The organism is Streptomyces flavochromogenes (assembly GCF_000717595.1).
Taxonomy (GTDB): domain Bacteria; phylum Actinomycetota; class Actinomycetes; order Streptomycetales; family Streptomycetaceae; genus Streptomyces; species Streptomyces flavochromogenes.
In genome coordinates this window covers 167,882-191,256 of the sequence record NZ_JNZO01000006.1, presented here as the reverse complement: position 1 = coordinate 191,256, position 23,375 = coordinate 167,882, and the positions used below count along the sequence as shown (strand labels likewise).

19 protein-coding genes and 1 tRNA gene are annotated in these 23,375 nt (G+C 72.2%); 9 read left to right on the top strand and 11 right to left on the bottom strand.

Annotation, left to right across the window (positions count from 1 at the left end; translation table 11 throughout):
- Nucleotides 1-10: 10 nt before the first annotated feature.
- The 4 genes from glpK (at nt 11) to IF00_RS0108580 (ending at nt 5,604) form a co-directional block, all read left to right on the top strand.
- Nucleotides 11-1,537, top strand: a complete 1,527-nt coding sequence (gene glpK, locus IF00_RS0108595; protein WP_030315965.1) for a glycerol kinase GlpK — start codon at nt 11-13, stop codon at nt 1,535-1,537.
- 6 nt (nt 1,538-1,543) lie between these two features.
- Complete coding sequence (locus tag IF00_RS0108590) at nt 1,544-3,148, top strand: glycerol-3-phosphate dehydrogenase/oxidase (protein WP_030315963.1); 1,605 nt, start codon at nt 1,544-1,546, stop codon at nt 3,146-3,148.
- Between the two features lie 113 nt (nt 3,149-3,261).
- Entirely contained in the window at nt 3,262-4,323 is a 1,062-nt protein-coding gene (locus IF00_RS0108585) for an LLM class flavin-dependent oxidoreductase (RefSeq protein WP_030315959.1), read from the top strand.
- 141 nt (nt 4,324-4,464) lie between these two features.
- On the top strand, nt 4,465-5,604 hold the full coding sequence (locus tag IF00_RS0108580) for a PAC2 family protein (protein ID WP_078944589.1): 1,140 nt from the start codon (nt 4,465-4,467) through the stop codon (nt 5,602-5,604).
- 66 nt (nt 5,605-5,670) lie between these two features.
- Here IF00_RS0108580 and IF00_RS0108575 read toward each other — a convergent pair whose 3' ends face one another.
- From IF00_RS0108575 to IF00_RS0108555, 5 genes are all read right to left on the bottom strand, one after another.
- Nucleotides 5,671-8,766 (bottom strand): NPCBM/NEW2 domain-containing protein, encoded by a 3,096-nt coding sequence (locus IF00_RS0108575; protein ID WP_030315952.1) that lies wholly within the window; start codon nt 8,764-8,766, stop codon nt 5,671-5,673.
- A 116-nt stretch (nt 8,767-8,882) separates the two neighbouring features.
- Nucleotides 8,883-10,112: a cysteine--1-D-myo-inosityl 2-amino-2-deoxy-alpha-D-glucopyranoside ligase gene (gene mshC, locus IF00_RS0108570; protein WP_030315950.1), complete on the bottom strand. Its 1,230-nt coding sequence runs from the start codon at nt 10,110-10,112 to the stop codon at nt 8,883-8,885.
- Nucleotides 10,113-10,272: 160 nt separating this feature from the next.
- Nucleotides 10,273-11,112, bottom strand: coding sequence for an SCO1664 family protein (locus IF00_RS0108565; RefSeq protein ID WP_425338288.1), 840 nt, complete (start codon nt 11,110-11,112; stop codon nt 10,273-10,275).
- Entirely contained in the window at nt 11,076-11,666 is a 591-nt protein-coding gene (locus tag IF00_RS0108560) for a DUF3090 domain-containing protein (RefSeq protein WP_030315944.1), read from the bottom strand. The genes IF00_RS0108565 and IF00_RS0108560 overlap by 37 nt, the downstream gene beginning before the upstream one ends.
- A 68-nt stretch (nt 11,667-11,734) precedes the next feature.
- The gene (locus tag IF00_RS0108555; protein ID WP_030315942.1) at nt 11,735-12,424 is read right to left on the bottom strand and encodes a histidine phosphatase family protein; all 690 of its coding nucleotides are present in this window, start codon (nt 12,422-12,424) and stop codon (nt 11,735-11,737) included.
- Between the two features lie 107 nt (nt 12,425-12,531).
- On the opposite strand from IF00_RS0108555, the gene IF00_RS0108550 reads away from it, so the two are divergent.
- Nucleotides 12,532-13,524 carry a magnesium and cobalt transport protein CorA gene (locus tag IF00_RS0108550; protein WP_030315940.1) on the top strand — a complete coding sequence of 331 codons (993 nt, stop codon included), beginning with the start codon at nt 12,532-12,534 and terminating at the stop codon, nt 13,522-13,524.
- Between the two features lie 45 nt (nt 13,525-13,569).
- Here the strand turns inward: IF00_RS0108550 and IF00_RS0108545 are convergent, their stop codons facing one another.
- Both IF00_RS0108545 and IF00_RS0108540 read right to left on the bottom strand, forming a co-directional pair.
- The gene (locus IF00_RS0108545; RefSeq protein WP_030315938.1) at nt 13,570-14,355 is read right to left on the bottom strand and encodes a hypothetical protein; all 786 of its coding nucleotides are present in this window, start codon (nt 14,353-14,355) and stop codon (nt 13,570-13,572) included.
- A gap of 230 nt (nt 14,356-14,585) precedes the next feature.
- On the bottom strand, nt 14,586-15,635 hold the full coding sequence (locus IF00_RS0108540; protein ID WP_030315937.1) for an LLM class F420-dependent oxidoreductase: 1,050 nt from the start codon (nt 15,633-15,635) through the stop codon (nt 14,586-14,588).
- Between the two features lie 130 nt (nt 15,636-15,765).
- Here IF00_RS0108540 and IF00_RS0108535 point away from each other — a divergent pair, with 130 nt between their 5' ends.
- Together IF00_RS0108535 and IF00_RS0108530 are read left to right on the top strand one after the other, a co-directional pair.
- On the top strand, nt 15,766-16,743 hold the full coding sequence (locus IF00_RS0108535) for an aldo/keto reductase (protein WP_030315935.1): 978 nt from the start codon (nt 15,766-15,768) through the stop codon (nt 16,741-16,743).
- A complete protein-coding gene (locus tag IF00_RS0108530) occupies nt 16,740-19,088 on the top strand; it encodes a helix-hairpin-helix domain-containing protein (protein WP_030315933.1) in 2,349 nt (782 codons plus the stop codon). Before IF00_RS0108535 ends, IF00_RS0108530 begins: the two co-directional genes overlap by 4 nt.
- A gap of 127 nt (nt 19,089-19,215) precedes the next feature.
- On the opposite strand, the gene IF00_RS0108525 is transcribed toward IF00_RS0108530, so the two are convergent.
- On the bottom strand, nt 19,216-19,887 hold the full coding sequence (locus tag IF00_RS0108525; RefSeq protein WP_030315931.1) for a hypothetical protein: 672 nt from the start codon (nt 19,885-19,887) through the stop codon (nt 19,216-19,218).
- 47 nt (nt 19,888-19,934) lie between these two features.
- Between IF00_RS0108525 and IF00_RS0108520 the strand changes: the two genes are divergently transcribed.
- Nucleotides 19,935-20,123, top strand: a complete 189-nt coding sequence (locus IF00_RS0108520; protein ID WP_030315929.1) for a DUF5703 family protein — start codon at nt 19,935-19,937, stop codon at nt 20,121-20,123.
- A 143-nt stretch (nt 20,124-20,266) separates the two neighbouring features.
- Here IF00_RS0108520 and IF00_RS45565 read toward each other — a convergent pair whose 3' ends face one another.
- The 3 genes from IF00_RS45565 to IF00_RS0108505 all read right to left on the bottom strand — a co-directional run bounded on the left by IF00_RS45565 (nt 20,267) and on the right by IF00_RS0108505 (nt 23,015).
- A complete protein-coding gene (locus IF00_RS45565; RefSeq protein WP_030315927.1) occupies nt 20,267-21,130 on the bottom strand; it encodes a chaplin in 864 nt (287 codons plus the stop codon).
- Nucleotides 21,131-21,269: 139 nt separating this feature from the next.
- Complete coding sequence (gene chpH / locus IF00_RS0108510; RefSeq protein ID WP_030315925.1) at nt 21,270-21,503, bottom strand: chaplin ChpH; 234 nt, start codon at nt 21,501-21,503, stop codon at nt 21,270-21,272.
- A 177-nt stretch (nt 21,504-21,680) separates the two neighbouring features.
- Nucleotides 21,681-23,015 carry a M20/M25/M40 family metallo-hydrolase gene (locus IF00_RS0108505; protein WP_030315923.1) on the bottom strand — a complete coding sequence of 445 codons (1,335 nt, stop codon included), beginning with the start codon at nt 23,013-23,015 and terminating at the stop codon, nt 21,681-21,683.
- 209 nt (nt 23,016-23,224) lie between these two features.
- On the opposite strand from IF00_RS0108505, the gene IF00_RS0108500 reads away from it, so the two are divergent.
- Nucleotides 23,225-23,312, top strand: a tRNA-Leu gene (locus IF00_RS0108500).
- Nucleotides 23,313-23,375 lie beyond the last annotated feature (63 nt).

Here is a 23,375-nt window from a genome sequence, read left to right as displayed (position 1 = left end):
GGAGCCAACCGTGACCGACGCACACACCTCCGGCCCGTTCATCGCGGCCATCGACCAGGGCACCACCTCCTCCCGCTGCATCGTCTTCGACAAGGACGGCCGGATCGTCTCGGTCGACCAGAAGGAGCACGAGCAGATCTTCCCGAAGCCGGGCTGGGTCGAGCACAACGCCGCCGAGATCTGGACCAACGTCCAGGAGGTCGTCGCCGGCGCCCTGACGAAGGGCGGCATCGCCGCCGCCGACGTCAAGGCCATCGGCATCACGAACCAGCGCGAGACCACGCTGCTCTGGGACAGGACCACCGGCGAGCCCGTCCACAACGCCCTCGTCTGGCAGGACACCCGCACCGACGCCCTCTGCAAGGAGCTCGGCCGCAACGTCGGCCAGGACCGCTTCCGCCGCGAGACCGGCCTGCCGCTGGCGAGCTACTTCGCCGGCCCGAAGATCCGCTGGATGCTCGACAACGTCGAGGGGCTGCGCGAGCGCGCCGAGGCCGGCGACATCCTCTTCGGCACCATGGACTCGTGGGTCATCTGGAACCTCACGGGTGGCACCGACGGCGGCGTCCACGTCACCGACGTCACCAACGCCTCGCGCACCATGCTGATGAACCTGCACACCCTCGCCTGGGACGAGAAGATCGCGGAGTCGATGGGGGTCCCCCTCAACGTCCTCCCCGAGATCCGGTCCTCCGCCGAGGTCTACGGCCACGTCAAGGACGGCGCCCTCGCCGGCGTCCCGGTCGCCTCGGCGCTCGGTGACCAGCAGGCCGCCCTGTTCGGCCAGACCTGCTTCGCCGAGGGCGAGGCCAAGTCCACGTACGGCACCGGCACCTTCATGCTGATGAACACCGGTGACAAGATCATCAACTCCTACAGCGGCCTGCTGACCACGGTCGGCTACCAGATCGGCGACCAGAAGCCGGTCTACGCCCTGGAGGGCTCGATCGCCGTCACCGGTTCGCTGGTGCAGTGGATGCGCGACCAGATGGGCCTCATCAAGTCCGCCGCCGAGATCGAGACCCTCGCGTCCTCGGTCGAGGACAACGGCGGCGCCTACTTCGTGCCGGCCTTCTCCGGCCTGTTCGCCCCGTACTGGCGCTCCGACGCCCGCGGTGTGATCGCCGGCCTCACCCGGTACGTCACCAAGGCGCACATCGCCCGCGCCGTCCTGGAGGCCACCGCCTGGCAGACCCGCGAGATCACCGACGCCATGACGAAGGACTCCGGCGTCGAGCTCACCGCGCTCAAGGTCGACGGCGGCATGACCTCCAACAACCTGCTGATGCAGACCCTCTCGGACTTCCTGGACGCGCCCGTCGTGCGCCCGATGGTCGCCGAGACCACCTGCCTCGGCGCCGCCTACGCCGCCGGCCTTGCCGTCGGCTTCTGGCCGGACACCGACGCGCTGCGCGCCAACTGGCGCCGGGCGGCGGAATGGACCCCTCGCATGGACGCCGACAGGCGTGACAGCGAGTACAAGAGCTGGCTCAAGGCCGTCGAGCGGACCATGGGCTGGATCGAGGACGAGGAGTAATTCGACATGACCACCCTGCAGAGCGTCCCTGCCCTCGGGACGCACCCGGCGTCCGGCTCCCTCCCGAGCCGCGCCGAGACCCGGGACCAGCTTTCCAAGGCGACGTACGACCTCCTGGTGATCGGCGGCGGCATCCTGGGCATCTCCACCGCCTGGCACGCCGCGCAGTCGGGCCTGCGGGTGGCCCTGGTGGACGCCGGCGACTTCGCCGGCGCCACCTCCTCCGCCTCCTCGAAGCTGCTCCACGGCGGTCTGCGCTACCTGCAGACCGGCGCGGTGAAGCTGGTCGCGGAGAACCACTTCGAGCGGCGTGCGGTCTCCCGTCAGGTGGCACCGCACCTCGCCAACCCCCTCACCTTCTACCTGCCCGTCTACAAGGGCGGCCCGCACGGCGCGGCCAAGCTCGGTGCCGGTGTCTTCGCCTACAGCGCCCTCTCGGCGTTCGGTGACGGCGTCGGGCACCTGCTCTCCCCCGCCAAGGCCGCGCAGGACGTGCCGGAGCTGCGCACCGACAACCTCAAGGCCGTGGCCGTCTACGGCGACGACCAGATGAACGACGCCCGCATGGCGCTGATGACGGTCCGCGCCGCCGTCGACGCCGGCGCCACCGTCCTCAACCACGCCGAGGTCACCGGGCTGCGCTTCACCAAGGGCCGGGTCACCGGCGCCGAGCTCAAGGACCGGACCAGCGGCGACGAGTTCGGTGTCACCGCCCGCCTCGTGCTCAACGCCACCGGCCCGTGGGTCGACCACCTGCGCCGGATGGAGGACCCGAACGCGGCCCCCTCCATCCGCCTGTCCAAGGGCGCGCACCTGGTCCTCAAGCGGACCGCGCCGTGGAAGGCCGCCCTGGCCACCCCGATCGACAAGTACCGCATCACCTTCGCCCTCCCCTGGGAGGACATGCTGCTGCTCGGCACCACCGACGAGGAGTACGAGGGCGACCCGGGCCAGGTCGAGGTCACCGAGAAGGACACCGCCCAGATCCTGGACGAGGCCGCCTTCTCCATCCGCGACCAGCAGCTGTCGCGCGATCTGATCACCTACGCCTTCGCCGGTCTGCGGGTGCTCCCGGGCGGTCCCGGCGACACCTCGAAGGCCAAGCGCGAGACGGTCGTCACCGAGGGCCGCGGCGGGATGCTGTCGGTGGCCGGCGGCAAGTGGACGACCTTCCGTCACATCGGCCGTACGGTGATGAAGAAGCTGGAGCAGCTCCCCGGCCACCCGCTGGGCGAGGACTACGAGTCGGTGTCGACGCTGCCGAAGCGGCTGCCGCTGCCCGGTATCGCCAACCCGAACGCCGTCGCGCACCGGCTGCTCGTCGACGGTCCGGCGCCCGGCCCGCGGATGGCCGCCGACACCGCCAAGCACCTGGCGACGCACTACGGCTCGCTCTCCTTCGACATCGCCCGCATGGCGAACGAGAACCCGGAGCTGGCACGGCGCATACACCCGGACGCGCCGGAGATCTGGGCGCAGGTCGCCTACGCCCGCGACCACGAGTGGGCCGAGACGGCGGACGACGTACTGCGCCGCCGTACGACCCTGACCATCCGCGGCCTCGCGACGGACGAGATCCGCGCGGACGTCGAGAAGATGCTGAACAAGTAGCACCGGGAGCGACTCCCGTACGCGCAGGGGCGGTTCCTCTCCGGAGGACCGCCCCTGAGGCGTGCCACACGCCGTCCACACCGCCGCAACACCCGGCGCGCAGAGTGGAGCGCATGAAATTCCAGGTGCTCTCGATCGTCCACCACTCCCCGCACCCGCTCACCGGCGAACTCCTTTCCGCCGCCGACCGGTTGGAGCAGGTCGTCGCGCTCGGCGAGACCGCCGAGCGGTTCGGATTCGACGCGTACGCCGTGGGTGAGCGGCACGCCGGCCCGTTCCTCTCCTCCGCCCCGACCGTGCTGCTCGCCGCGCTCGCCGCCCGCACCACCCGGATCAGGTTGCTCACCGGTGTCACCGTCGTCGCGATCCTCGACCCGGTCCGGGTCGCCGAGGACTACGCCACCCTCGACCAGCTCTCCCGCGGCCGGCTCGAACTCGTCGTCGGCAAGGGCGCCGAGGCCGGCCACTTCGACCTCTTCGGCCTGGACGAGGGGCGGCAGTGGGACCTCCAGAAGGAGAAGTACGAGCTGCTCCGGCGGCTCTGGACGGAGGAGGGCGTCGACTGGGAGGGCGAGTTCCGGCCCGCGCTGAAGAACGTCACCACGGTGCCGCGCCCGTACGCGGGACCGCCCCGGATCTGGCACGGTTCGGCCACCAGCCTCAACTCCCCCGAGCTCGCCGCGAAGCACGGCGATCCGCTCTTCACCGCCAACGCGATCCAGCCGCGCGAGGCGTACGCGAGGCTCATCGCCCACTACCGGGAGAAGTTCGAGGAGTACGGGCACGACCCGGCGCACGCGCGCGTGGCGGCCGGTTCCGGCGGCCTGCTCATCGCCGACACCACCGAGGAGGCGATCGCCCGCTACAAGGACCTGTACGAGGCGAAGGTACGGCAGAGCTTCAGGCCGCACCTGGAGGGCAAGGCCGGATACAACACCCCGTTCCGCACGATCGAGGACGCCGTCGCGGACGGCCCCCAGCTGATCGGCTCCCCGCAGCGGATCATCGACAAGATCCTCGGCTATCACGCCCATTACGGGCACGACCTGCAGTCCGTCACCGTCGACCCCTTCGGTCAGTCGACGGCCGAGCAGATCGAGACGCTCCAGCGCTTCGCCGAGGAGATCGCGCCGGTGGTCCGGAGGGAGGCGCCGAGCACGCTCTGGGAGGACTGAGACCGCCGTGTGCGAAGGCGAGTTCCTGGGTAGTCGATCAAGGCCGCACGGGTTTTCGGGGATGTCCGGGGGCTGCGGACGGACCTGGAGAAAGCCGTAAGGTTGGTCCGTACGACAGGAACTTCGAAAAGGAGGCGCTGGGTGATCGAGCTCGAGGGGGTACCCGAGCTGATCGACCCGGTCATGGTGGCCGCGTTCGAAGGCTGGAACGATGCCGGCGACGCCGCCTCCACCGCGGTCGCCCATCTGGACCGGGAATGGAAGGGCGAGGTGTTCGCGGCGCTCGACGCCGAGGACTACTACGACTTCCAGGTCAACCGGCCGACGGTCTTCCTGGACAACGGCGTCAGGAAGATCACCTGGCCGACGACCCGGCTCTCCGTGGTCCGGGTCGGCGGCGACAAACCCCGTGACCTGGTGCTCGTGCGCGGGATCGAGCCGTCGATGCGCTGGCGCTCCTTCTGCAACGAGATCCTCGCCTTCGCCCACGAGCTGGGCGTGGAGATGGTCGTGATCCTGGGCGCGCTGCTCGGGGACACCCCGCACACCCGGCCGGTGCCGGTCAGCGGCGTGACCTCGGACCCTGACCTGGCGCGCACGATGGACCTGGAGGAGACCCGGTACGAGGGCCCGACGGGCATCGTGGGCATCCTCCAGGAGGCGTGCACCCACGCGGGCGTGCCGGCGGTGAGCCTGTGGGCCGCGGTGCCGCACTACGTGTCGCAGCCGCCGAACCCGAAGGCGACCCTGGCGCTCCTCAACCGGCTCGAGGACCTGATCGGGCTGCGCATCCCGCTGGGCGAGCTGCCCGAGGACGCGCGGGCCTGGCAGGTGGGCGTGGACCAGCTGGCCGCCGAGGACAGCGAGGTCGCCGAGTACGTGCAGACTCTTGAGGAGGCCCGGGACACGGCGGAGCTGCCGGAGGCCTCGGGCGAGGCGATCGCCCGTGAGTTCGAGCGGTATCTGCGGCGGCGCGAGCCGGGCACGGGTCCCGGCGGCCCCGGGGTGGCGATGGAGGGCGGCGACACTCCGTTCCTCCGGGACACCGGCAGTGGCCGTACGCGTCCTCCGAAGCCGGAGCAGCCGGGACCGGAGGCGGTCCCGGGTACGGAGGAGGGCGAGGGGGTCGAGGCGGCGGAGGAGCCGGACGCTCCCGAGGCGCCGCAGGCGGGCGGTGCACCGGACACGGGCGAGGACACGGCTCCCGATCCGAGCACGGACACCGCCGCGGACACCGACACCGACACCGACGGCGGCACGGACGCCGAGTCCGACAAGTAGCCGCCTGCGCCGGGGAGTCGTGACGGAACGGGAGGGGTGCCCGAGGGCGCCCCTCCCGTTCTCGCGTCAGCCGCAGCCGAACCGGGCCGCCGCCCAGTCGCCGTGGTCGCCGCTCTTGGACCCGTTGGTGTCCGTGATCTTCAGCCGGACGTGCCGCGCCCCGGTCACGTCGACGTTCACGGGCAGGGTCGCGGAGGCGCCGGTGACCCGGGGTGAGGTCCACAGGACCTTGCCGTCGGCCTCGACGGAGAAGGCCACCTCGCCGTAGCCGTTGATCTCGTCGTCGATCCCGACGTCGGCGGTGAAGGTGGTGCAGCGCCCGCCGAGGTAGACCTCGATGTCGGAGTCGGCGTGGGCACCGATGCCCTTCTCGTAGGTCGTGCCGGCCAGGGTGAGGGTCCGGCCGTCGGTGGCGCCGGACTCGCCGTTGGAGCGGTCGCGTTCGGGCGGTCCCCAGCCGTTGGTGGAGCGCAGCCAGACGAGGTCGCTCGCCCAGGCGTCGCCGGTGGGCGGCGGGGGCATCACGCCGACCGCGAACCGCTGCGTGGCGGTGCGGTCGGTGCCCGCGGCGCGGTGCCGGGCGGTGGCGGTGAGGGTGGCCTCGCCGGGCTTCGCGTCCGGCGCGGGGGTGACGGTGACCTCGACCCGGCGGGTGGTTCCGGCCGGGACGCGGCCGATCGGCGCGGCCGGGGTGACCTGCCAGCCGGCCGGAGCGGCCAGGGACACCCGTACGTCGGTGGCGTCGCGGGTGCCGGCGGTGACGTCCACCGCGACGGTGCCGGGCGCTCCGGCGCCGAGCTCCTGCGCGGTGGGGACTGCGAGGGTGGCGGAGGCTCCCGGTACGGCGCCGCCGACCGCGCTGGTGTCGCTCAGCCGCAGCTCGAAGTCGCGGGCGGTGGAGAGGGCGGCCGTCTTGACCCGGACCACTCCCCCGCGCTCGTCGCGGTCGTACCACCAGCCCTGGGAGGCCGCGTCGAAGGCGGCGCGGGAGGTGAGGGCGGGCAGCGTGCGCCCGTCGAGCCGGACGGCGCCGGGGGCGTCGCCGGTGTGGACCGTGAAGGCGTACGGCCGGGCGTTCGCCTTGCCGGTGTACGTGCCCTTGCTCGCGCCGATGCGGACGGTGACGTCGCCGGCGCCGCGCTGCGGGGCGCGGACCTCGGCACGCTGGGTGGCGTACCGGCCGGTGCGGTGTTCGCGGGTGACGCCGTCGTCCTCGTACAGCTCGAAGGAGGAGTCGCCCTTCGGGTAGACGTCCCAGGCGATCGGGTCGCCGGGGGCACGGTCCGTGTACGAGCGGATGTCGCCGGGCCACATCGGGACGGTCGCCCCGGCCCGTACGAAGAGGGGCAGGGTGTCGAGCGGGGCGCTGTAGTCGTCGACGGTGACGGGGCCTTCGTAGGTGCGACCGCTCCAGTAGTCGATCCAGGTGCCCTTGGGCAGGTAGATGCCGTCGCGCTCCACGGCGTCCTGGTAGACGGGGGCGACCAGGAAGTCCTCGCCGCTGAGGAACTCGTACTTGGCTGCTTCGGTGGCGGCCCTGGGGTCGTCCGGGTACTCCAGGGCGAGCGGCCGGGCGAGCCCGACGCCGGTCTTCGTGGCCTGGTGGGCGTGGCTGTAGATGTACGGGAGCAGGGCCTCGTGCAGCTTGAGGGAGGCGCGGTTGATGCCGGTGTAGGGCTCGCCGTAGCGGAAGGGCTGCTTGTCGTTGGCGGCCCAGCCGTCCATGGTCATCGTGACCGGCAGGAAGGTCTTCCACTGCAGGTCGCGGGTGTAGGTCTTGGCGCTGCCGCCGAAGATGCCGTCGACGTCACCGGTGGTGTAGGCGAGTCCGGACATGGACGCGCCCGCGTAGGTGGGGATCTGCCAGCGGATGTACTCCCAGGTGCCGGACTGGTCGCCGGACCACTGGACGCCGCAGCGCTGGGCGCCGGACCAGCTCTCGGGGGCCCAGGTGAAGCCGCGGGCGTCGCTGTGGGCCTCGATGCCGGCGTGGGCGTCCTTGCAGCCGTCGAGGGCGAACTTGTAGCCCTCGCCGACCCAGGCGACGTCGAGCTTGGCGACCCGCTGGCCGGCTTTGACCTGCTCTTCGAGCTTGTCGATGCCGTCCTCGGTCCAGAGGCCGAGCTTCATGCCGCGCTCGCCGAGTCCGGCGGAGGCCTCGGCGAGGTTCTCGTAGCCGCAGCCGTAGCCGTCGTTGACGAGCATCCAGCCGTTGGGCATGTCGTTCTCGACGTAGCCGTCGGCGACCTTCAGGGCGTCGAGGGTGCGGCGCTCGCCCCGGTTGGCGTTGTGGAGGTAGCAGTCGGCGTCGCCGATCTCCAGGCCGTACACGGGCGGCATGAAGGGCTTTCCGGTGAGCCGGGTGTACTGGCCGATGACGTCCTTGGCGGCATCGCCGCCGGTGCCGGCGAAGTAGTAGGCGTCGAAGCGCCGTTCCTCGGCGCTGGTGGTGACGGGCTCGGTGAAGGCGTAGGTGTTCGGCGCGTAGGTGTTGCGGTAGACGCCGTATCCGGCGGAGGAGAGGTAGAACGGGACGGAGTTGGGGTGGCCGCCGTCGTTCCAGTTGTAGTCGACGCCGACCTCGACGGTCTTGTCCCGGTGGGAGGTGTTGCCGCGGCCGTTCTGCATGCCGGCGCCGTAGAACTGTTCGGTGGCACCGCGGGCGAGGGTCTGGGTGGTGCGGTCGGCGGTCCAGCTGAGGCCGCGGGACTCGCTCCAGAGCGGGGTGCCGTCGGCGCGCAGCGCGGCGAAGCGGAGGGGTGACTTGTAGGCGCGCAGGGTCACCGCGGCGCTGCTCAGTTCGTAGCGGTCGCCCAGGTCGCGCCAGCGGGTGGCCGGGGGCGGGCCCTGGGGCAGCGTGATGTCGCTGCCGGTGGGGTCGGTGAACGTGCCGTCGGGGGCGAGTTCGATGCGGAAGGTGTCGGCGGTGACGAAGCTGACCCGTGCCTGGGCCTGGCCGGCGGTCAGCCGGTAGACGGGCCCGGCTGCGGCGAACCCGGTGAGGTCGCCGACCGTGGTGTCGGGCTCCTGTGCCGTGGTGTCGGCCTTGGCGGCGCTGTCGGTGGGGAGGGCCGACGCGGTGGTGCCGGGTCCCGCGAGGGCCGTGAGGAGCCCGAGGACGGCTCCGGCGAGTGCAACTTTCATGCGTGATGATGATTGCATGAAGCTTATTTAGCGCAGGAACGAGCATGCCCGCCAGGACAAAACGGAACCGCCCTCGGACTTCGGCGAGAAGTCCGAGGGCGGTTGCCTGAAAGGGAGTTGTGCGGTCCTGCCCGCTACAGGGCCACACCGAGCAGTGCGTCGACGGCGCGGGAGACGAGACCGGGAGCGGAGTCGTCGGTGCCGCCCTCGGCCGTCTGGAGTGCGGCCCAGCGGTCGACCGCGGCGAGCGCGGTGGGCGTGTCGAGGTCGTCGGACAGGGCCTCGCGGAGCTCCTCGACGAGCGCGTCGGCGGACGGGCCGTCGGGGCGCGACACGGCGGCGCGCCACCGGCCGAGACGCTCCACGGCGTCCTGGAGGACCTGGTCGGTCCACTCCCAGTCGTCGCGGTAGCGGTGGGAGAGCAGCGCGAGCCGGATGGCGGCCGGGTCGACGCCGTCGCGGCGGAGCTTCGAGACGAAGACCAGATTGCCCCGGGACTTGGACATCTTCTCGCCGTCGAGGGCGACCATGCCGGCGTGGACGTACGCCTTCGCCATGGGGAACTCGCCGGTGAGGGTCTGGGCGTGGGAGGCGCCCATCTCGTGGTGCGGGAAGATCAGGTCGGAGCCGCCGCCCTGCACGTCGAAGCCCATGCCGAGGTGGTCGAGGGCGATGGCGACGCACTCGATGTGCCAGCCGGGGCGGCCGGGGCCGAGACTCGCGCCGTCCCAGCTCGGCTCGCCCTCACGGGCCGCCATCCAGAGCATCGGGTCGAGCGGGTTCTTCTTGCCCGGACGGTCCGGGTCCCCGCCGCGCTCGGCGGAGAGATGACGCATCAGCTCGGTGGTGTAGTTCGAGACCTGCCCGAAGTGCGGGTCGGCGTCGACGGAGAAGTAGACGTCCCCTTCGAGCTCGTAGGCGGCTCCGGAGTCCCGGAGGCGCTCGACGAGCGGGACGATGCCGGGTATGGCTTCGACGGCGCCGATGTAGTGCTGCGGGGGCAGCATCCGCAGGGCGGTCATGTCCTCGCGGAAGAGGGCGGTCTCCCGCTCGGCGAGGCCGACCCAGTCGATGCCGTCGCGGATCGCGCGCTCCAGGAGCGGGTCGTCCACGTCCGTGACGTTCTGGACGTAGTGCACCTGCCGCTTGGTGTCGAGCCACACGCGCTGAACGAGGTCGAACGCGTTGTAGGTCGCCGCGTGACCCATGTGGGTCGCGTCGTACGGCGTGATGCCGCAGACGTAGATACGGGCGACGGGGCCGGGGGCGAGGGTCACTCGTCCACCGGTCGCGGTGTCGTGGATCCGGAGGTCGCGGCCCTTGCCGGGAAGGGCGGGGACCTCAGAAGCGGGCCAGGCATGCATGACCCGAGCGTAACCGGACAGGTGTTCCGGATACGAACCGGATCCGGGATCTTGACCTATTAGGCGCTCTTGCGGGTCGGAGGCCTGCGTGCATACCCCCCAGGGGTGCACGACCCCGGGGAGGCCCATCCGCAGGGATGGCCGGAACCTTTCGGTCCCGTCAGACGGGAGGCCAGGGGATCGCCGGCCACTGCCCCGAGGGCTCCGGGTGCCGTCCCGTGGTCCGCAGCACCTCCACGCGGGCGCGTACGGCCACCACCTCGGCATCCGTGAGCAGTTCCGCCAGACGGGCGGACAACGGCGCTCCCGGGGCCAGGGAGCGGCCGAGGCCGTCGAGCACCCCGGCGGCCTCCGCGGGCAGCTCCTCGCCCGCCCAGCCCCACAGGAGGGTGCGCAGCTTGTCGTCGACGTGGAAGCTGACCCCGTGGTCGATGCCGTAGAGGTGTCCGCCGGGAGCGGGCAGCAGGTGCCCGCCCTTCCGGTCGCCGTTGTTGATGACGGCGTCCAGGACGGCGAGCCGCCGCAGGTCGGGGGTGTCCGCGTGGACGAGGAGCGCGGTGCGGTCCTCGGCGACCTGGGCGGGACCGACGGCCTTCCAGCCCTCGCCCGCCTCGTCGTCCTCGGTCAGGGCGAGCAGCCGCGCCTCGGGATCGGCCTCGATCCACAGCTGGACCATGCCCTCCCCGTACGGACCGTCGCGAAGCACGGTCGGCGGGACCAGGCCCCAGCCGGTGGCCTCGGAGATCTCGTACGCCGCGACCTCGCGCTGGGCGAGCGTGCCGTCGGGGAAGTCCCACAGCGGCTGCTCCCCCACGACCGGCTTGTAGACGCAGGCCGCCTCCCGTCCCTCGTACGCGACGGAGCAGTAGAGCACGGCGTTGGAGGCCTCGCGGACCCGGCCGCGCACGGTCAGCTCACCGTGGGCGAGCAGCTCGGCGTCGGGCGGCGTCGGGGGGGTGCTGCTCATGCTCCGCGGCGGTATCCGTTCTGGCGCGGGCAGACATGGCCCTCGGGGTCGAGCGGCAGGCTGCACAGCGGGCAGGGCGGACGGCCGGCGTTGACGACGTCCAGCGCCCGCTTCGCGAAGGCACGGGCCTGGGCGCCGCTGAGGCGCACCCGGAGCATCGGCGGGCCGTTCTCCTCGTCCTGGAGCAGCCTCTCCTCGGCCTCGGCGAGGTCCTCCTCCGACTCCACGTCGAGTTCGACGAGCGCCTGCGCCTCGACGATCATGCGCTGCTCCTCACCGTCCCAGGCGAGCGCCATGGTCCCGACCCGGAACTCCTCCTCGACGGGTACGTCGAGGGGGGCGGTGTCGGCCACCTCGGCGGGCGCGACGGCGGGAACCGGGGCGTTGCCCCCGGTGCGGCGGACGACCTCGTCGAGGAGTTCGTCCATGCGCTCGGCGAGCGCGGCGACCTGTGTCTTCTCCAGGGCGACGCTGGTGACCCGGCCGGCGGCGGACGCCTGGAGGAAGAACGTACGGCGGCCAGGCAGCCCGACCGTACCGGCCACGAAACGCTCCGGTGGGTCGTAGAGGAACACCTGACGGGACACGTTTCCCGGCTCCCTTGCGTCTCGACAGTCGTACTACAGCGGCGCGTCCACCCTACTGCGCGAAGGGATCACGGTGCGCCCGCACCGCCCCCGACCTCAGCGGTCCCACTGCTGTCGGGGTGCTCGCGCGGGGCGAAGCCGGCGAAGTCCCCGGTGTCGCCGAGGCGGACGAGGAAGGGACGCAGGCGCGTGTAGCGGATGACGGTGACCGAGCACGGGTCGACGTGGATGCGCTGGAAGAGGTCGAGGTGGAGGCCGAGCGCGTCCGCCACGATCGACTTGACGATGTCGCCGTGCGAGCACATGACGTAGGCGGCGTCCTCGCCGTGTTCGGCCTCGATCCGCGCGTTCCAGTCGTGCACGGCGTCGACGGCACGGGCCTGCATCGCGCGCATGGACTCGCCGCCGGGGAAGGCCGCGGCGGAGGCGTGCGCCTGGACGACCTCCATCAGGGGTTCGTCGTTGAGCTCGGCCAGCTTCCGGCCGGACCAGTCGCCGTAGTCGCACTCGTTGATCCGGTCCTCGACGTGCAGCGGGAGGTCCGGGCGGGCGTCGAGGAGGGGCCGTACGGTCTCCCGGCAGCGCTGGAGGGGACTGGAGACGACGGCGGCGAGCGGGACGTCCGCCAGCCGCCCGGGGAGCGCGGCGGCCTGCGCGGCGCCCCGCTCGTCGAGGGAGATCCCGGGGGTGCGCCCGGCGAGGACCCCGGAGGTGTTGGCGGTGGAGCGTCCGTGCCGGACGAGGATCAACGTGGCCATGGCGGCCAGCCTAGGCGGTGCCCGCAGGTGCCCGACGGGTCCGGCCTCCGGGGCCGGCGGCGCTGCGGGCGGATCCACGCGTGCGTCGCGAGGCCGTTCGATGGAGAATACGGCGCGTGATCGTGGACTCAGCCATCTACCGGGACGGGCGCCGTACGGACGGCCCCGCCGACCTCTCCGACGCGCTCGACCAGGCGCGGGCCACCGGGGACGCCTTTCTGTGGGTGGGGCTCCACGAGCCCACGGAGGCGGAATTCGACCATGTCGCCTCGGAGTTCGCGCTGCACCCGCTGGCCGTCGAGGACGCGCTGAAGGCCCACCAGCGTCCCAAGCTCGAGGTCTACGACGACTCGCTGTTCGCGGTGCTCAAACCGGTCGACTACGAGCCGGAGAGCGACCGGGTCTCCTCGGGCGAGCTGATGCTGTTCATGGGCGACTCCTTCGTGGTGACCGTCCGGCACGGCGAGGGCGCTCCGCTCGCGCAGGTGCGCCGGCGGCTCGAAGCCGACCCGGAGGTCCTGAAGCACGGGCCGACGGCGGTGCTGTACGCGGTGAGCGACGCGATCGTGGACCACTACCTCGATGTGGCGGGCGAGCTCCAGGTCGACCTCGAGGAGCTGGAGGCGGACGTCTTCGCGCCCACCGGCGGCAATCCCGCGAACACGGCGGAGCGGATCTACACGGCGAAGCGGCAGGTCCTGGAGTTCCGCCGGGCCAGCGGTCCGCTCGCCGGGCCGATGTCCCGGCTCACGGGCGGTTCGGTGCCGTTCGTGAACGAGAGGTCGCAGCCCTTCTTCCGGGACGTCAACGACCATCTGCTGCGCGCCAACGAGCAGGTGGAGGGGCTCGACCGGCTGCTGTCCGACGTGCTGTCGGCCCACCTCGCGCAGATGGGGGTGCGGCAGAACGACGACATGCGGAAGATCTCGGCGTGGGCGGCCATGGCGGCCGTCCCCACGATGGTCGCGGGCATCTACGGCATGAACTTCGACCACATGCCGGAGCTGCGCTGGGTGGCCTCGTACCCGGTGGTGCTCGTGGCGATGGCGGGCATCGTCCTCACCCTGTACCGGATGTTCAAGCGGCGCGGCTGGATGTGAGCCGCCGGCCCGCCCCCCGCGGCCCGGCGGCCGCCCCGGAGCGGGTCAGAACGCCGGGGCGGGGGTCGCGGGCCCGCCGAGGGCGTCGAGTCGCTCGGGCATCTTCAGGCCGACCATCCGGTGCCAGCCCGCGGCACGCTCGTACACGTACATCCCGCGGATGCCGGCGGCGAGCGCGGCGGCCTTGGGCCTGGGCCAGCGCAGGATCCGCCCCATGTGGCCCATCACGGCGAGACTGACGTCGCGGTAGACCTGGATCTCGACGAGGGCGGACTCGCGCAGGGTCCGCTGGATGAGCCGGCCGTGCCCCGCGCGCGCGAGGCGCAGCAGTTCCTCGTGGCAGTAGGCGAGGTGGTTCACCTCGTCGTTGTCGATCATGTGGATGGCCTTGCCGAGTTCGGGATGGTCCCCGAAGTACGTGACCAGCATGTCCATCTGGTCGGCGGCCCGCTGCTCGGTGACCCGGCTGTGGGCGAGGTAGACGACGATGTCGTGCTCGGTCAGCGGCTCGTCGCGGCGCAGCTTGTCGTGCGCGAGGCCGATGCCGCGCTGTTCGAGCAGCATCGTGTAGTCGGTGTCGGGCGGCACCGGGACGGGTTCGAGGCCGCGCTTCTTCATCAGCGCGTTGAAGATCCGGCCGTGCTTGTCCTCGTCGGCGCCGTGGCGGGTGATCTTGGGCGTGAGATCCCTCATGCCGGGGGCGACGAGCGCCGCGATCCGGGCGTTCTCCCAGCCGCCCTGGGACTCGCCGCTCGCCGCGATCGAGCAGAAGAGGGCGAAGGACTCGTCGTTGTCGATGATTTCCTGGAACAGACCCTTGGCCGTGAGCATCGCCGCCACCTCCGTGCGCATGTCCGCACTCCGTCCGGCCCCCGGGACAACGAGTCAAATGCGGTACGCGGCGAGGGGCAACACGAGGACCCGACGACTCGGCCGAAAGAGTGAGTCCCGAGGGCGTAACCGAGGGCCCCGCGAAGCCGTTGTGCAGCGTGACGGCCGTGGCGGGGAAGACCCCCGAGCCCCCACCACGGCCGCAGAACCTCCGACGGCGCCCCTCGGGGTCACGCCAGTCCGGCTCGCTCCATCGCCTCGACGCCCGCCCGCAGCGCCGCCACCCGCTCGTCCAGGGTGAAGCCGGCCGGGGCGAGGGTCAGGGTGGTGACACCGGCCTCCGCGTAGGCCGTCATCCGCTCGGCGATCCGCTCGACGGACCCGAGCAGCGAGGTCTGGTCGATCAGGCTCTGCGGTACGGCCGCGGCGGCACCCGCCTTGTCGCCAGCCAGGTACTTGTCCTGGATCTCGGCCGCCTCCTTCTCGTAGCCCATGCGCTGCGCGAGCTGGTTGTAGAAGTTCTGCTTGCGGCTGCCCATGCCGCCGACGTACAGCGCGGTGTACGGGCGGAACACGTCGGCGAGGGCGTCGACGTCGTCCCCCAGGGCGAGCGGCACGGTGGGACAGACGTCGAAGCCGTCCATCGTCAGCCCGGCCTTCTCGCGGCCCGCGCGAATGTGCCGGAGCGCGGTCTCCTCCAGGTGGGCGGCGGAGGGGAAGATCAGCAGGGCGCCGTCGGCGATCTCGCCGGTCTGCTCCAGGTTCTTGGGACCGATCGCGGCGATGTAGAGCGGGATGTGCTCTCGCTCCGGGTGCACGGTGAGCTTGATCGGCTTGCCGGGGCCGCCCGGGAGCGGCAGGGTCCAGTGCTCGCCCTCGTAGCTGAGGCGCTCCCGGGTCATCGCCTTGCGGACGATCTCGACGTACTCACGGGTCCGGGCCAGCGGCTTGTCGAACTTCACGCCGTACCAGCCCTCGGAGACCTGCGGTCCGGAGACGCCGAGGCCGAGGCGGAAGCGGCCGCCGGTGAGCGAGTCGAGGGTGGCGGCGGTCATGGCCGTCATCGCGGGCTGCCGGGCCGGGATCTGCATGATCGCGGAGCCGACGTCGATCCGCTCCGTCTTCGCCGCGACCCAGGCCAGCACGGTGGGCGCGTCGGAGCCGTAGGCCTCGGCGGCCCAGCAGACGTCGTAGCCGAGGCGGTCCGCCTCCTGGGCGACGGCGAGGTTGTCGCCGTCCATGCCCGCGCCCCAGTAGCCGAGGTTGATGCCGAGCCGCATGTCCACGCACCCCTTACCCATCGGTAACGTTCTTGTGGGCGGGACTCTAGCGCGCGGTCGGCGCATCCGTCAGGACGCCGTTGTCCACAGGCTCTCTCCGCGTGGTGCCCTGGCCAGTAATCTCGCGCCCATGGAGCAGAGGCATCTCGGACGTACCGGCCTGCGTGTGTCGCGCATCGGACTCGGCACCCTCACCTGGGGCCGGGACACCGACGAGCACGACGCCGCCGAGCAGTTGAAGTCGTTCTGGGACGCGGGCGGCACGCTCGTGGACACCGCCGACGTGTACGGCGGGGGCGAGGCGGAGTATCTGCTCGGCCGTCTCATGGAGCGGCTCGTGCCCCGGCAGGACCTGGTCCTCTCGACCAAGGCGGGCAGCGTGCCGGACCCCGACCGGCGTACGGACGGCTCGCGCGGGCATCTGCTCGCCGCGCTCGACGCCTCCCTCGCCCGGCTCGGCACGGACCACGTGGACCTGTGGCAGCTGCACGCCTTCGACCCGTACACGCCGCTCGAGGAGTCGCTCCAGGCGCTCGACATCGCGGTACGCAGCGGACGCGCGCGGTACGCGGGCGTGGCGAACTTCTGCGGCTGGCAGCTCGCCAAGGCGGGCACCTGGCAGCTCGGCGGGGACCGGACGCGGCTGGCGGGGGCGCAGCTGGAGTACTCGCTGCTCCAGCGGGGCGTGGAGCGCGAGGTGCTGCCGGCGGCGCAGGACCTCGGGATAGGCCTGCTGCCCTCCTCCCCGCTGGGGCGCGGGGTCCTCACGGGCAAGTACCGCGGCGGGACCCCGTCCGACTCGCGCGGCGCCTCGGAGACGATGGCCCCGTTCGTGGAGCCGTATCTGGACGATGCCGCGAGCAGGATCGTGGACGCGGTCACGACGGCCGCCGACGGCCTCGCGACGACCCCGCTGCACGTGGCGCTCGCCTGGGTCCGCGACCGGCCCGGGGTGACCGCGCCGATCGTCGGCGCGCGCACGGCGCGCCAGCTCACGGCCGCGTTGTCGGTGGAGACCCTTAGTCTTCCTGACGAGATCTGTCGGGCGCTGGACGATGTGTCGGCGCCCGTGCACCGCTATCCGGATCACGACTGGAGCACCTTGTGACCGAGCCTTCCGGGGAGACCGCGCCCGAGGCACCCGAGGACGTGGCACCCACCGAGGACGTCCAGGAGGACGTACGGCAGGGAGCCGCCGAGCCGGAGGAGCCGGGGACGGCCGAGGAGTCGGCGACCGGCGAGGAGCCGGCGGCGGCCGAGGAGCCCACGGCGGCTCAGGAGCCCGACGTGGCCGAGGACTCGGACGAGCCCGACGCGGACGCGGCGGAGACGTCGGACGAGCCCGACGTCGCCGACGCGTCTCACGAGTCGGCCGGCGCCGAGCCCGACGAACCCACCTCCGAGGCGGCCGAGGCGGCCGGAGCCTCCGAGGAGCCCGGCGCGGACGGGGACGCAGGCGCCAAGCCCTCCGACACGCCCGAGTTGAGCGACGCGCAGGCCGAGCTCGCCGCGCAGCGGGAGCTGCGGGCGAAGATCGAGGCGCGCAAGGCCGAGAAGGAAGGGCCCCTGTCGAGCGGCGCCAAGCTGAGCGGCACGGCCGCCGATCTGCTCGCGGCCGTCCGGGCCGTGGAGGGCGGCGCGGCCTCGGGCAGCGCGTTCTACGAGGCCCCCGAGCCCGCACCCCGCCGGCCCACCCCCGAAGCGACCCCCGCCCTGACGGTGCGGCCGCCCGTACCGGCGCAGGCGTCCGCCCCGGCTCCCGGCACCACCGCCGCCGTGCGGGAGGTCCTGGCCAAGGGCGGCGCCCCCGAGACCCTGGCCGCACAGGTGGCCGCCGCGCTCGGCGAGGGCGCGGCCCAGGCCCTGCTCGACGACCCCTGGCAGCTGCTCGCGGTCCCCGGGCTCCGCCCCGAGCAGGCCGACGGCTTCGCGCGGGCGCTGCTCGGCGCCGCGTGCGGCCCCGACGACCCACGCCGGACGGTGGCCCTGACGGTGTGGCTCCTGGAGCGGGCGGCGCTCCAGGGGCACACGGCGCTGGAGATCGACACCGTGCGCGCCGGACTCGCCGGGCACGCGGTGCCCGATCCCGGGTCGGCCGTCGAGGAGGCGGTGTCCGCGGGCGCGGTCCTCGTCTTCCAGGAGGAGGAGTCGGCCGAGGAGGTGCACGAGGAGGACGAGGAGTCGCCGGAGGCAGCTGAGGCCGCCACCGACGAGCCGGCCGCGACCGTGCTGCTGGGGCTCGACCGGTACGCGCTCGCGGAGGAGAGCCTCGCGGACGGCCTCGCCCGGCTGGTCAGGACGGCGGCGGCCGACCCCTGGGAGGGCTCCGAGCTCGAACGGGCCGCCGGGGCGCACGGCCTCGTCCTGCACACGGGCGGCGAGGCCTCCCGCGCCGAGCCGGTCGCCCTCGCCGCGGCCGCCCGCGAGCGCGGGCTGCGCACCCTGGTCGCCGTCCACGCGGACGGCGGGCGGCGCGCGCTCGGCCCTGCCGGGGCGGACGCGGTGACGGTCGCCGCGCTGCTCTCCGGAGCGGCCGGGCCCGGCCGGGACGAGGAGGGGGCCTTCGCCCTGGACCTCCTGGTGGTGCTCGACGCACCACAGCTGGACGTGGAGACCGCCGCGATGCTCGTGGAGTCGCTGCCCGACAGCTGCCGGCTGGTACTGAGCGGCGACCCGGCCGTGCTCGGCGCGCCGGGTGCCGGCCAGGTCTTCGGCGATGTGGTCGCGGCCCGGGTCTGCCCGCGGATCGCCTCGCGCGTGCCCGACCCGGGCCCGCTCGGCGAGCTCGTCTCGGGCATCGGCGCCGGCGAGCTGAACCAGGTCGAGGCACCCGGCAAGGAGATCGTGATCGTCCCCGTGCGGGACGCCGGCGAGGCCGTGCACCGTACCGTCCAGCTGGTGGCCGACTCGGTGCCGCGGGCGATCGGGGTACCGGCCGAGCAGACGCAGGTCGTCACGGTCGGCCACGGCGGCTCGGCCGGTACGCGCGCGTTGAACGCCGCGCTCAAGCAGCGGCTGAACCCCGGTCCGGGCCGGTTCGGCGGTTACGACCCCGGGGACCGCGTGGCCTACGCGCCCGTGCCGGGGCGCACGGTGACGGGCACGGTCCTGTCGGCCGACGCCGAGGGGCTGCGGCTGCGGTGCGGCGACGAGGAGCTCCTCGTACCGAAGGAGCGCGTGGAGTCGGCGCTGCGGCACGGCTGGGCTCTCACCGCGCACCAGGCGGCCGGGCTGCGCTGGCCCGCGGTGGTCGTGGTGCTGCCGGGCGACGCAGCCGGGGGCCTGAGCAGGCCGTGGGTGTACACGGCGTTCGGCCGCGCGGAGCGGCACCTGTCCGTCGTGCACGGCGTGGACCAGGCGCTGCCGCGCGCGGTGGCCGAGGGCGTGGCCCCGGAGCGTACGACGCGACTGCGGCCGCTCCTGGAGGCGCTGCTCGCCGTGCCCGAGGAGTAGGAACCGCGAGGAGCGTGGGCCCCGGGCGACAGGGGCCTGAGCGCGGAACGGCGGAGGGCCGGGACACCACGATCGGTGTCCCGGCCCTCCGCCGTCTCCCCGCGTCTCACGCTCCCCCAGGTCTGCCTCAGGAGGCGGCGCGGCCCGCCCCGTCCTCGTCGCCGTCGTGATCGCCGTCCTCGTCCTCGTCGAAGACGGAGCTGACGTCGAAGCGGCAGACGATCCGCTCCGGATCGGCGTGCTCGAAGGGGGCGTTGAGCCACTCCCCCGGTTCCGGGAGCTCCTCGGCGGCGGTGACCCAGAGCGTGGAGTCCCCCTCCTCCAGGCCGAACTCCTTGTGCCGGGAGGCGATCTCGTCCGGTTCGTACTCTCCGAAGAGCACACCGAGCGCGGCGAGCGGCGAGACTCCGGCCCGGGCGCCGGGACCGGTGGCGGCGTCCGCCTCGCCGTCGATCTCGGCGATACGGCGGGCCTGGGCGAGCAGACGCTTCGGTTCCGCCACGGCGTAGTCGCGGCGGATCAGCAGGCTGAGCGCATGCGGTTCGTCGGGTCCGGCGTACGGCGGCAGCGAACCGTCCGCTCCGGGGATCTCGAAGGGAGTGACCTCGTCGTAGCGGTCGTAGAGGAGTTCGTCGTACGCCTCGGCCGCCCCCGCGAGGGCGTTGAAGGCTTCGTAGACGGCCGGGTCGTCGTCACCCGTGCGGCGTTCGACCGCCGTGAGGTGACGGTCCAGTGCGGCTTTGACCGCCTCGGCGGCGGCACGTACCTCGGCAGCGGTGGGCTGCGCAGCATCAGACATGGGACGCACGCTATCCGTAGCGGGCCCGTGCCCGCACAATAGATGCGATGCCGGAATACGAATTTGTCGACGTGTACGTGCCGCGCGGTGTCTCCCGCAGGGAGGCGACGCGCCTGCTGACCGACCATGCCGAGTACGGACACTGGGAGTTGGACCGTCTGAGCCTGCACCGGGACGGGAGCCGCAGAGTGCGGCTGAAGCGGCGGATCATCCGCCAGGTTCGAGCGACCTGGTAGTACGACGAGAAGGGGCCCCGCGGTCTGCGGGGCCCCTGTGCGTGGTGCGCGTGCGCCGCGCGCGGTGCGCCTGGATCGGCCCTCCGCGCGTCTCGACCGGCGCCGCGGGTCAGGCGGCGCTGCGGGTCAGGCGGCGCCGCGAGTCAGGCGGCGCTGCGGGACCGGCGGTAGATCAGCGAACCGGCGAGCAGCAGACCGGCCCCGGCGGGGACGATCACGCCGAGCGGACCGGAGCCGGTCTCGGCGAGCTCCTCGACGGCACGGGGCGGCGTGACGCTGTGCTCACCCGGGGTGTTCGGACCACCCTCAGTGCCGGGGGTACCCGGGTTGCCCGGGGTGCCGGGCGTCCCCGGAGTGCCGGGGGTTCCAGGAGTACCCGGAGTGCCGGGGTTGCCGGGGTTGCCGGGGTTGCCCGGATTCCCCGGGTTCCCCGGGTTCCCCGGGTTACCCGGATTCCCGGGGTTGCCCGGGTTGCCAGGGTTCCCGGGGTTCCCGGGGTTCCCGGGATTGCCCGGATTCCCGGGGTTGCCCGGGTTGCCAGGGTTCCCGGGATTGCCCGGATGCGTCGGCTCGATGCCGTTGCCGCAGCTGTTGCCCGCGGCGGCGTTGCCGAGGCCGATGCCCGTGACGCTGTTGCCGCACACGTTGACCGGGACGTCGACGGGCACCTGGACGGTGTTGCCGGAGCCGACGCCCGGGGAGTTGGCGGTGTGCCCGCCGGCGGAGGAACCACCGCCCGGCTTGCCGGGCCTACCCGGCTTGGAGGTGTTGGCGCACTTGTTGCCCATCGCCGGATTGAGCAGTCCGACGACGTTGACGGTGTTTCCGCAGGCGTTCACCGGCACGTGCACCGGGACCTGGACGGAATTTCCGGACGCGACGCCCGGGGAATTCATGGCCGTACCGTTCGCACCGGAATCGGCGTGCGCATAACCGCCGCCGACGGCGGCGAAAACGCCTCCGGCTGCCGCAACGGTGACAAGACCCTTGCGCGTGACCTGTCGCATAGCTTGTTCCCTGCCTGATCGGCTTCGAAAGAGTGCCACCGGGCGGAACACCCGGGGCGGAAATGGCCACCGGCCCCGGAGTGCATGGCACGCACTCCGGGGCCGGACCGGCTCACGCCCTCACGGGCGAGGCACAACGTCAGGCGTTGACGCAGGTGTTGCCGAAGGCGGGGTTCAGCAGCCCGATCACGGAGACCGTGTTGCCGCACACGTTCACGGGGACGTGAACCGGCACCTGGACGACGTTGCCCGAGAGGACACCGGGGGAACCGATGGCCGCACCCTGGGCACCCGAGTCGGCAACGGCCATGCCCGCGCCCGCGAGAACCAGACCGCCAGTGGCAGCCGCAGCAGCGACGACCTTCTTGATCATTATTCCTCCTAGTTGGAAATGCGGTCCCAGCCGCGGACCGCACCACCTGTAACGAGGGGGAATGGTGGGGGCTACGAGCCCCCGAGTTCATTCACTCTTTCCGGTCACATGCAAACGCGCGGACGAATTCCGGCGAACGACGTGCACGGGTGCCGTGCACGGACGTCGCGATCGTCGTCAGCAGGCGTCGATGAAACGGTCCAGGACACGGGCGCCGAACTTCAGGCCGTCCACCGGCACCCGCTCGTCCACGCCGTGGAACATGCCGGCGAAGTCGAGCTCCGGCGGCAGCTGGAGCGGGGCGAAGCCGAAGCAACGGATGCCGAGGTCGTCGAAGGACTTCGCGTCGGTGCCGCCGGACAGCATGTACGGCACGGCGCGGGCGATCGGGTCCTCGGCGCGCAGCGCCAGCTGCATGGCGTCGACCAGGGCCCCGTCGAAGCTGGTCTCCAGGGCCTTGTCTCCGTGGACGTCCTCGCGCTTCACGTTCGGGCCGAGGATCCGGTCGAGGTCGGCGAGGAACTCCTGCTCGTAGCCGGGCAGGAAACGCCCGTCGACGTGCGCGGTGGCCTGGCCGGGGATCACGTTCACCTTGTAGCCGGCGCCGAGCATGGTCGGGGCGGCCGAGTTCCGCAGGGTGGCGCCGACCATCTTGGCGATGCCGCCGAGCTTGGCGAGGGTGCCGTCCATGTCCTCGGGGTCGAGCGGGGTGCCCAGCGCGTCGGAGAGCTCGTCCAGGAACGAGCGGACGGTCTTGGTGACCCGCACCGGCCACTGGTGGCGGCCGAGCCGGCCGACGGCCTCGCAGAGCTCGGTGATGGCGTTGTCGTCGTTGGTCATCGAGCCGTGACCGGCCGTGCCCTCGACGGTGAGCCGCATCCAGTGCATGCCCTTCTGGGCGGTCTCGACCAGGTAGAGCCGCAGGTTCTCGTTCACGGTGAAGGAGAAGCCGCCGACCTCGCCGATGGCCTCGGTCACCCCGTCGAAGAGGTCCCGGTGCTTGTCGACCAGGTGCCGGGCGCCGTAGGTGCCGCCCGCCTCCTCGTCGGCGAGGAAGGCGAGGACGATGTCGCGCGGGGGCTTGCGGCCGCTGCGCAGCCGGTCACGGACGACCGCGAGGGTCATCGCGTCCATGTCCTTCATGTCGACGGCGCCGCGGCCCCAGACGCAGCCGTCGGCGATCTCCCCGGAGAAGGGGTGGTGGGTCCAGTCCTCGGCGTTGGCCGGGACGACGTCGGTGTGGCCGTGGATGAGCAGGGCCGGCCGCGACGGGTCCTCGCCCTCGATGCGGGCGACGGTGGAGGCCCGCCCCTGGTGCGACTCGATGACCTTCGGCTCGAGACCCACCTCCGCGAGCTTCTCGGCGATGTACTCCGCCGCCGCCCGCTCACCCGGGCCGGAGTGGTCGCCGTAGTTGCTGGTGTCGATGCGGATGAGGTCGCGACAGAGGTCCACGACCTCGTTCTCGGCGGTCTCGGCGTTGCCGCTTCGACCCGTGTTCGACTCGCTCACGCTGCTTCCTCCCACTACGTGCCCCACGTGATTGCTTCGGTCCTCGCCCCATCCTCGCGCGTGCCCCCCTCCCCGCCCAAGGGCGGCCCTCGGCCGACATGCGGCTGTCACACGGCAGGGGGTGACCAGGGGTGGTGATCGGCCACCCCGAATGTTTGCTATGGTTTTCCTCGTCGGAAGGGCCCAGCGGCCGGGAAGACAGACACCTTGTCCGGGTGGCGGAATGGCAGACGCGCTAGCTTGAGGTGCTAGTGCCCTTTATCGGGCGTGGGGGTTCAAGTCCCCCCTCGGACACCACACGAAGTCCCGGTCGATCTCATCGACCGGGACTTTCGGCATGAATACGTGCAGTCACGAGGC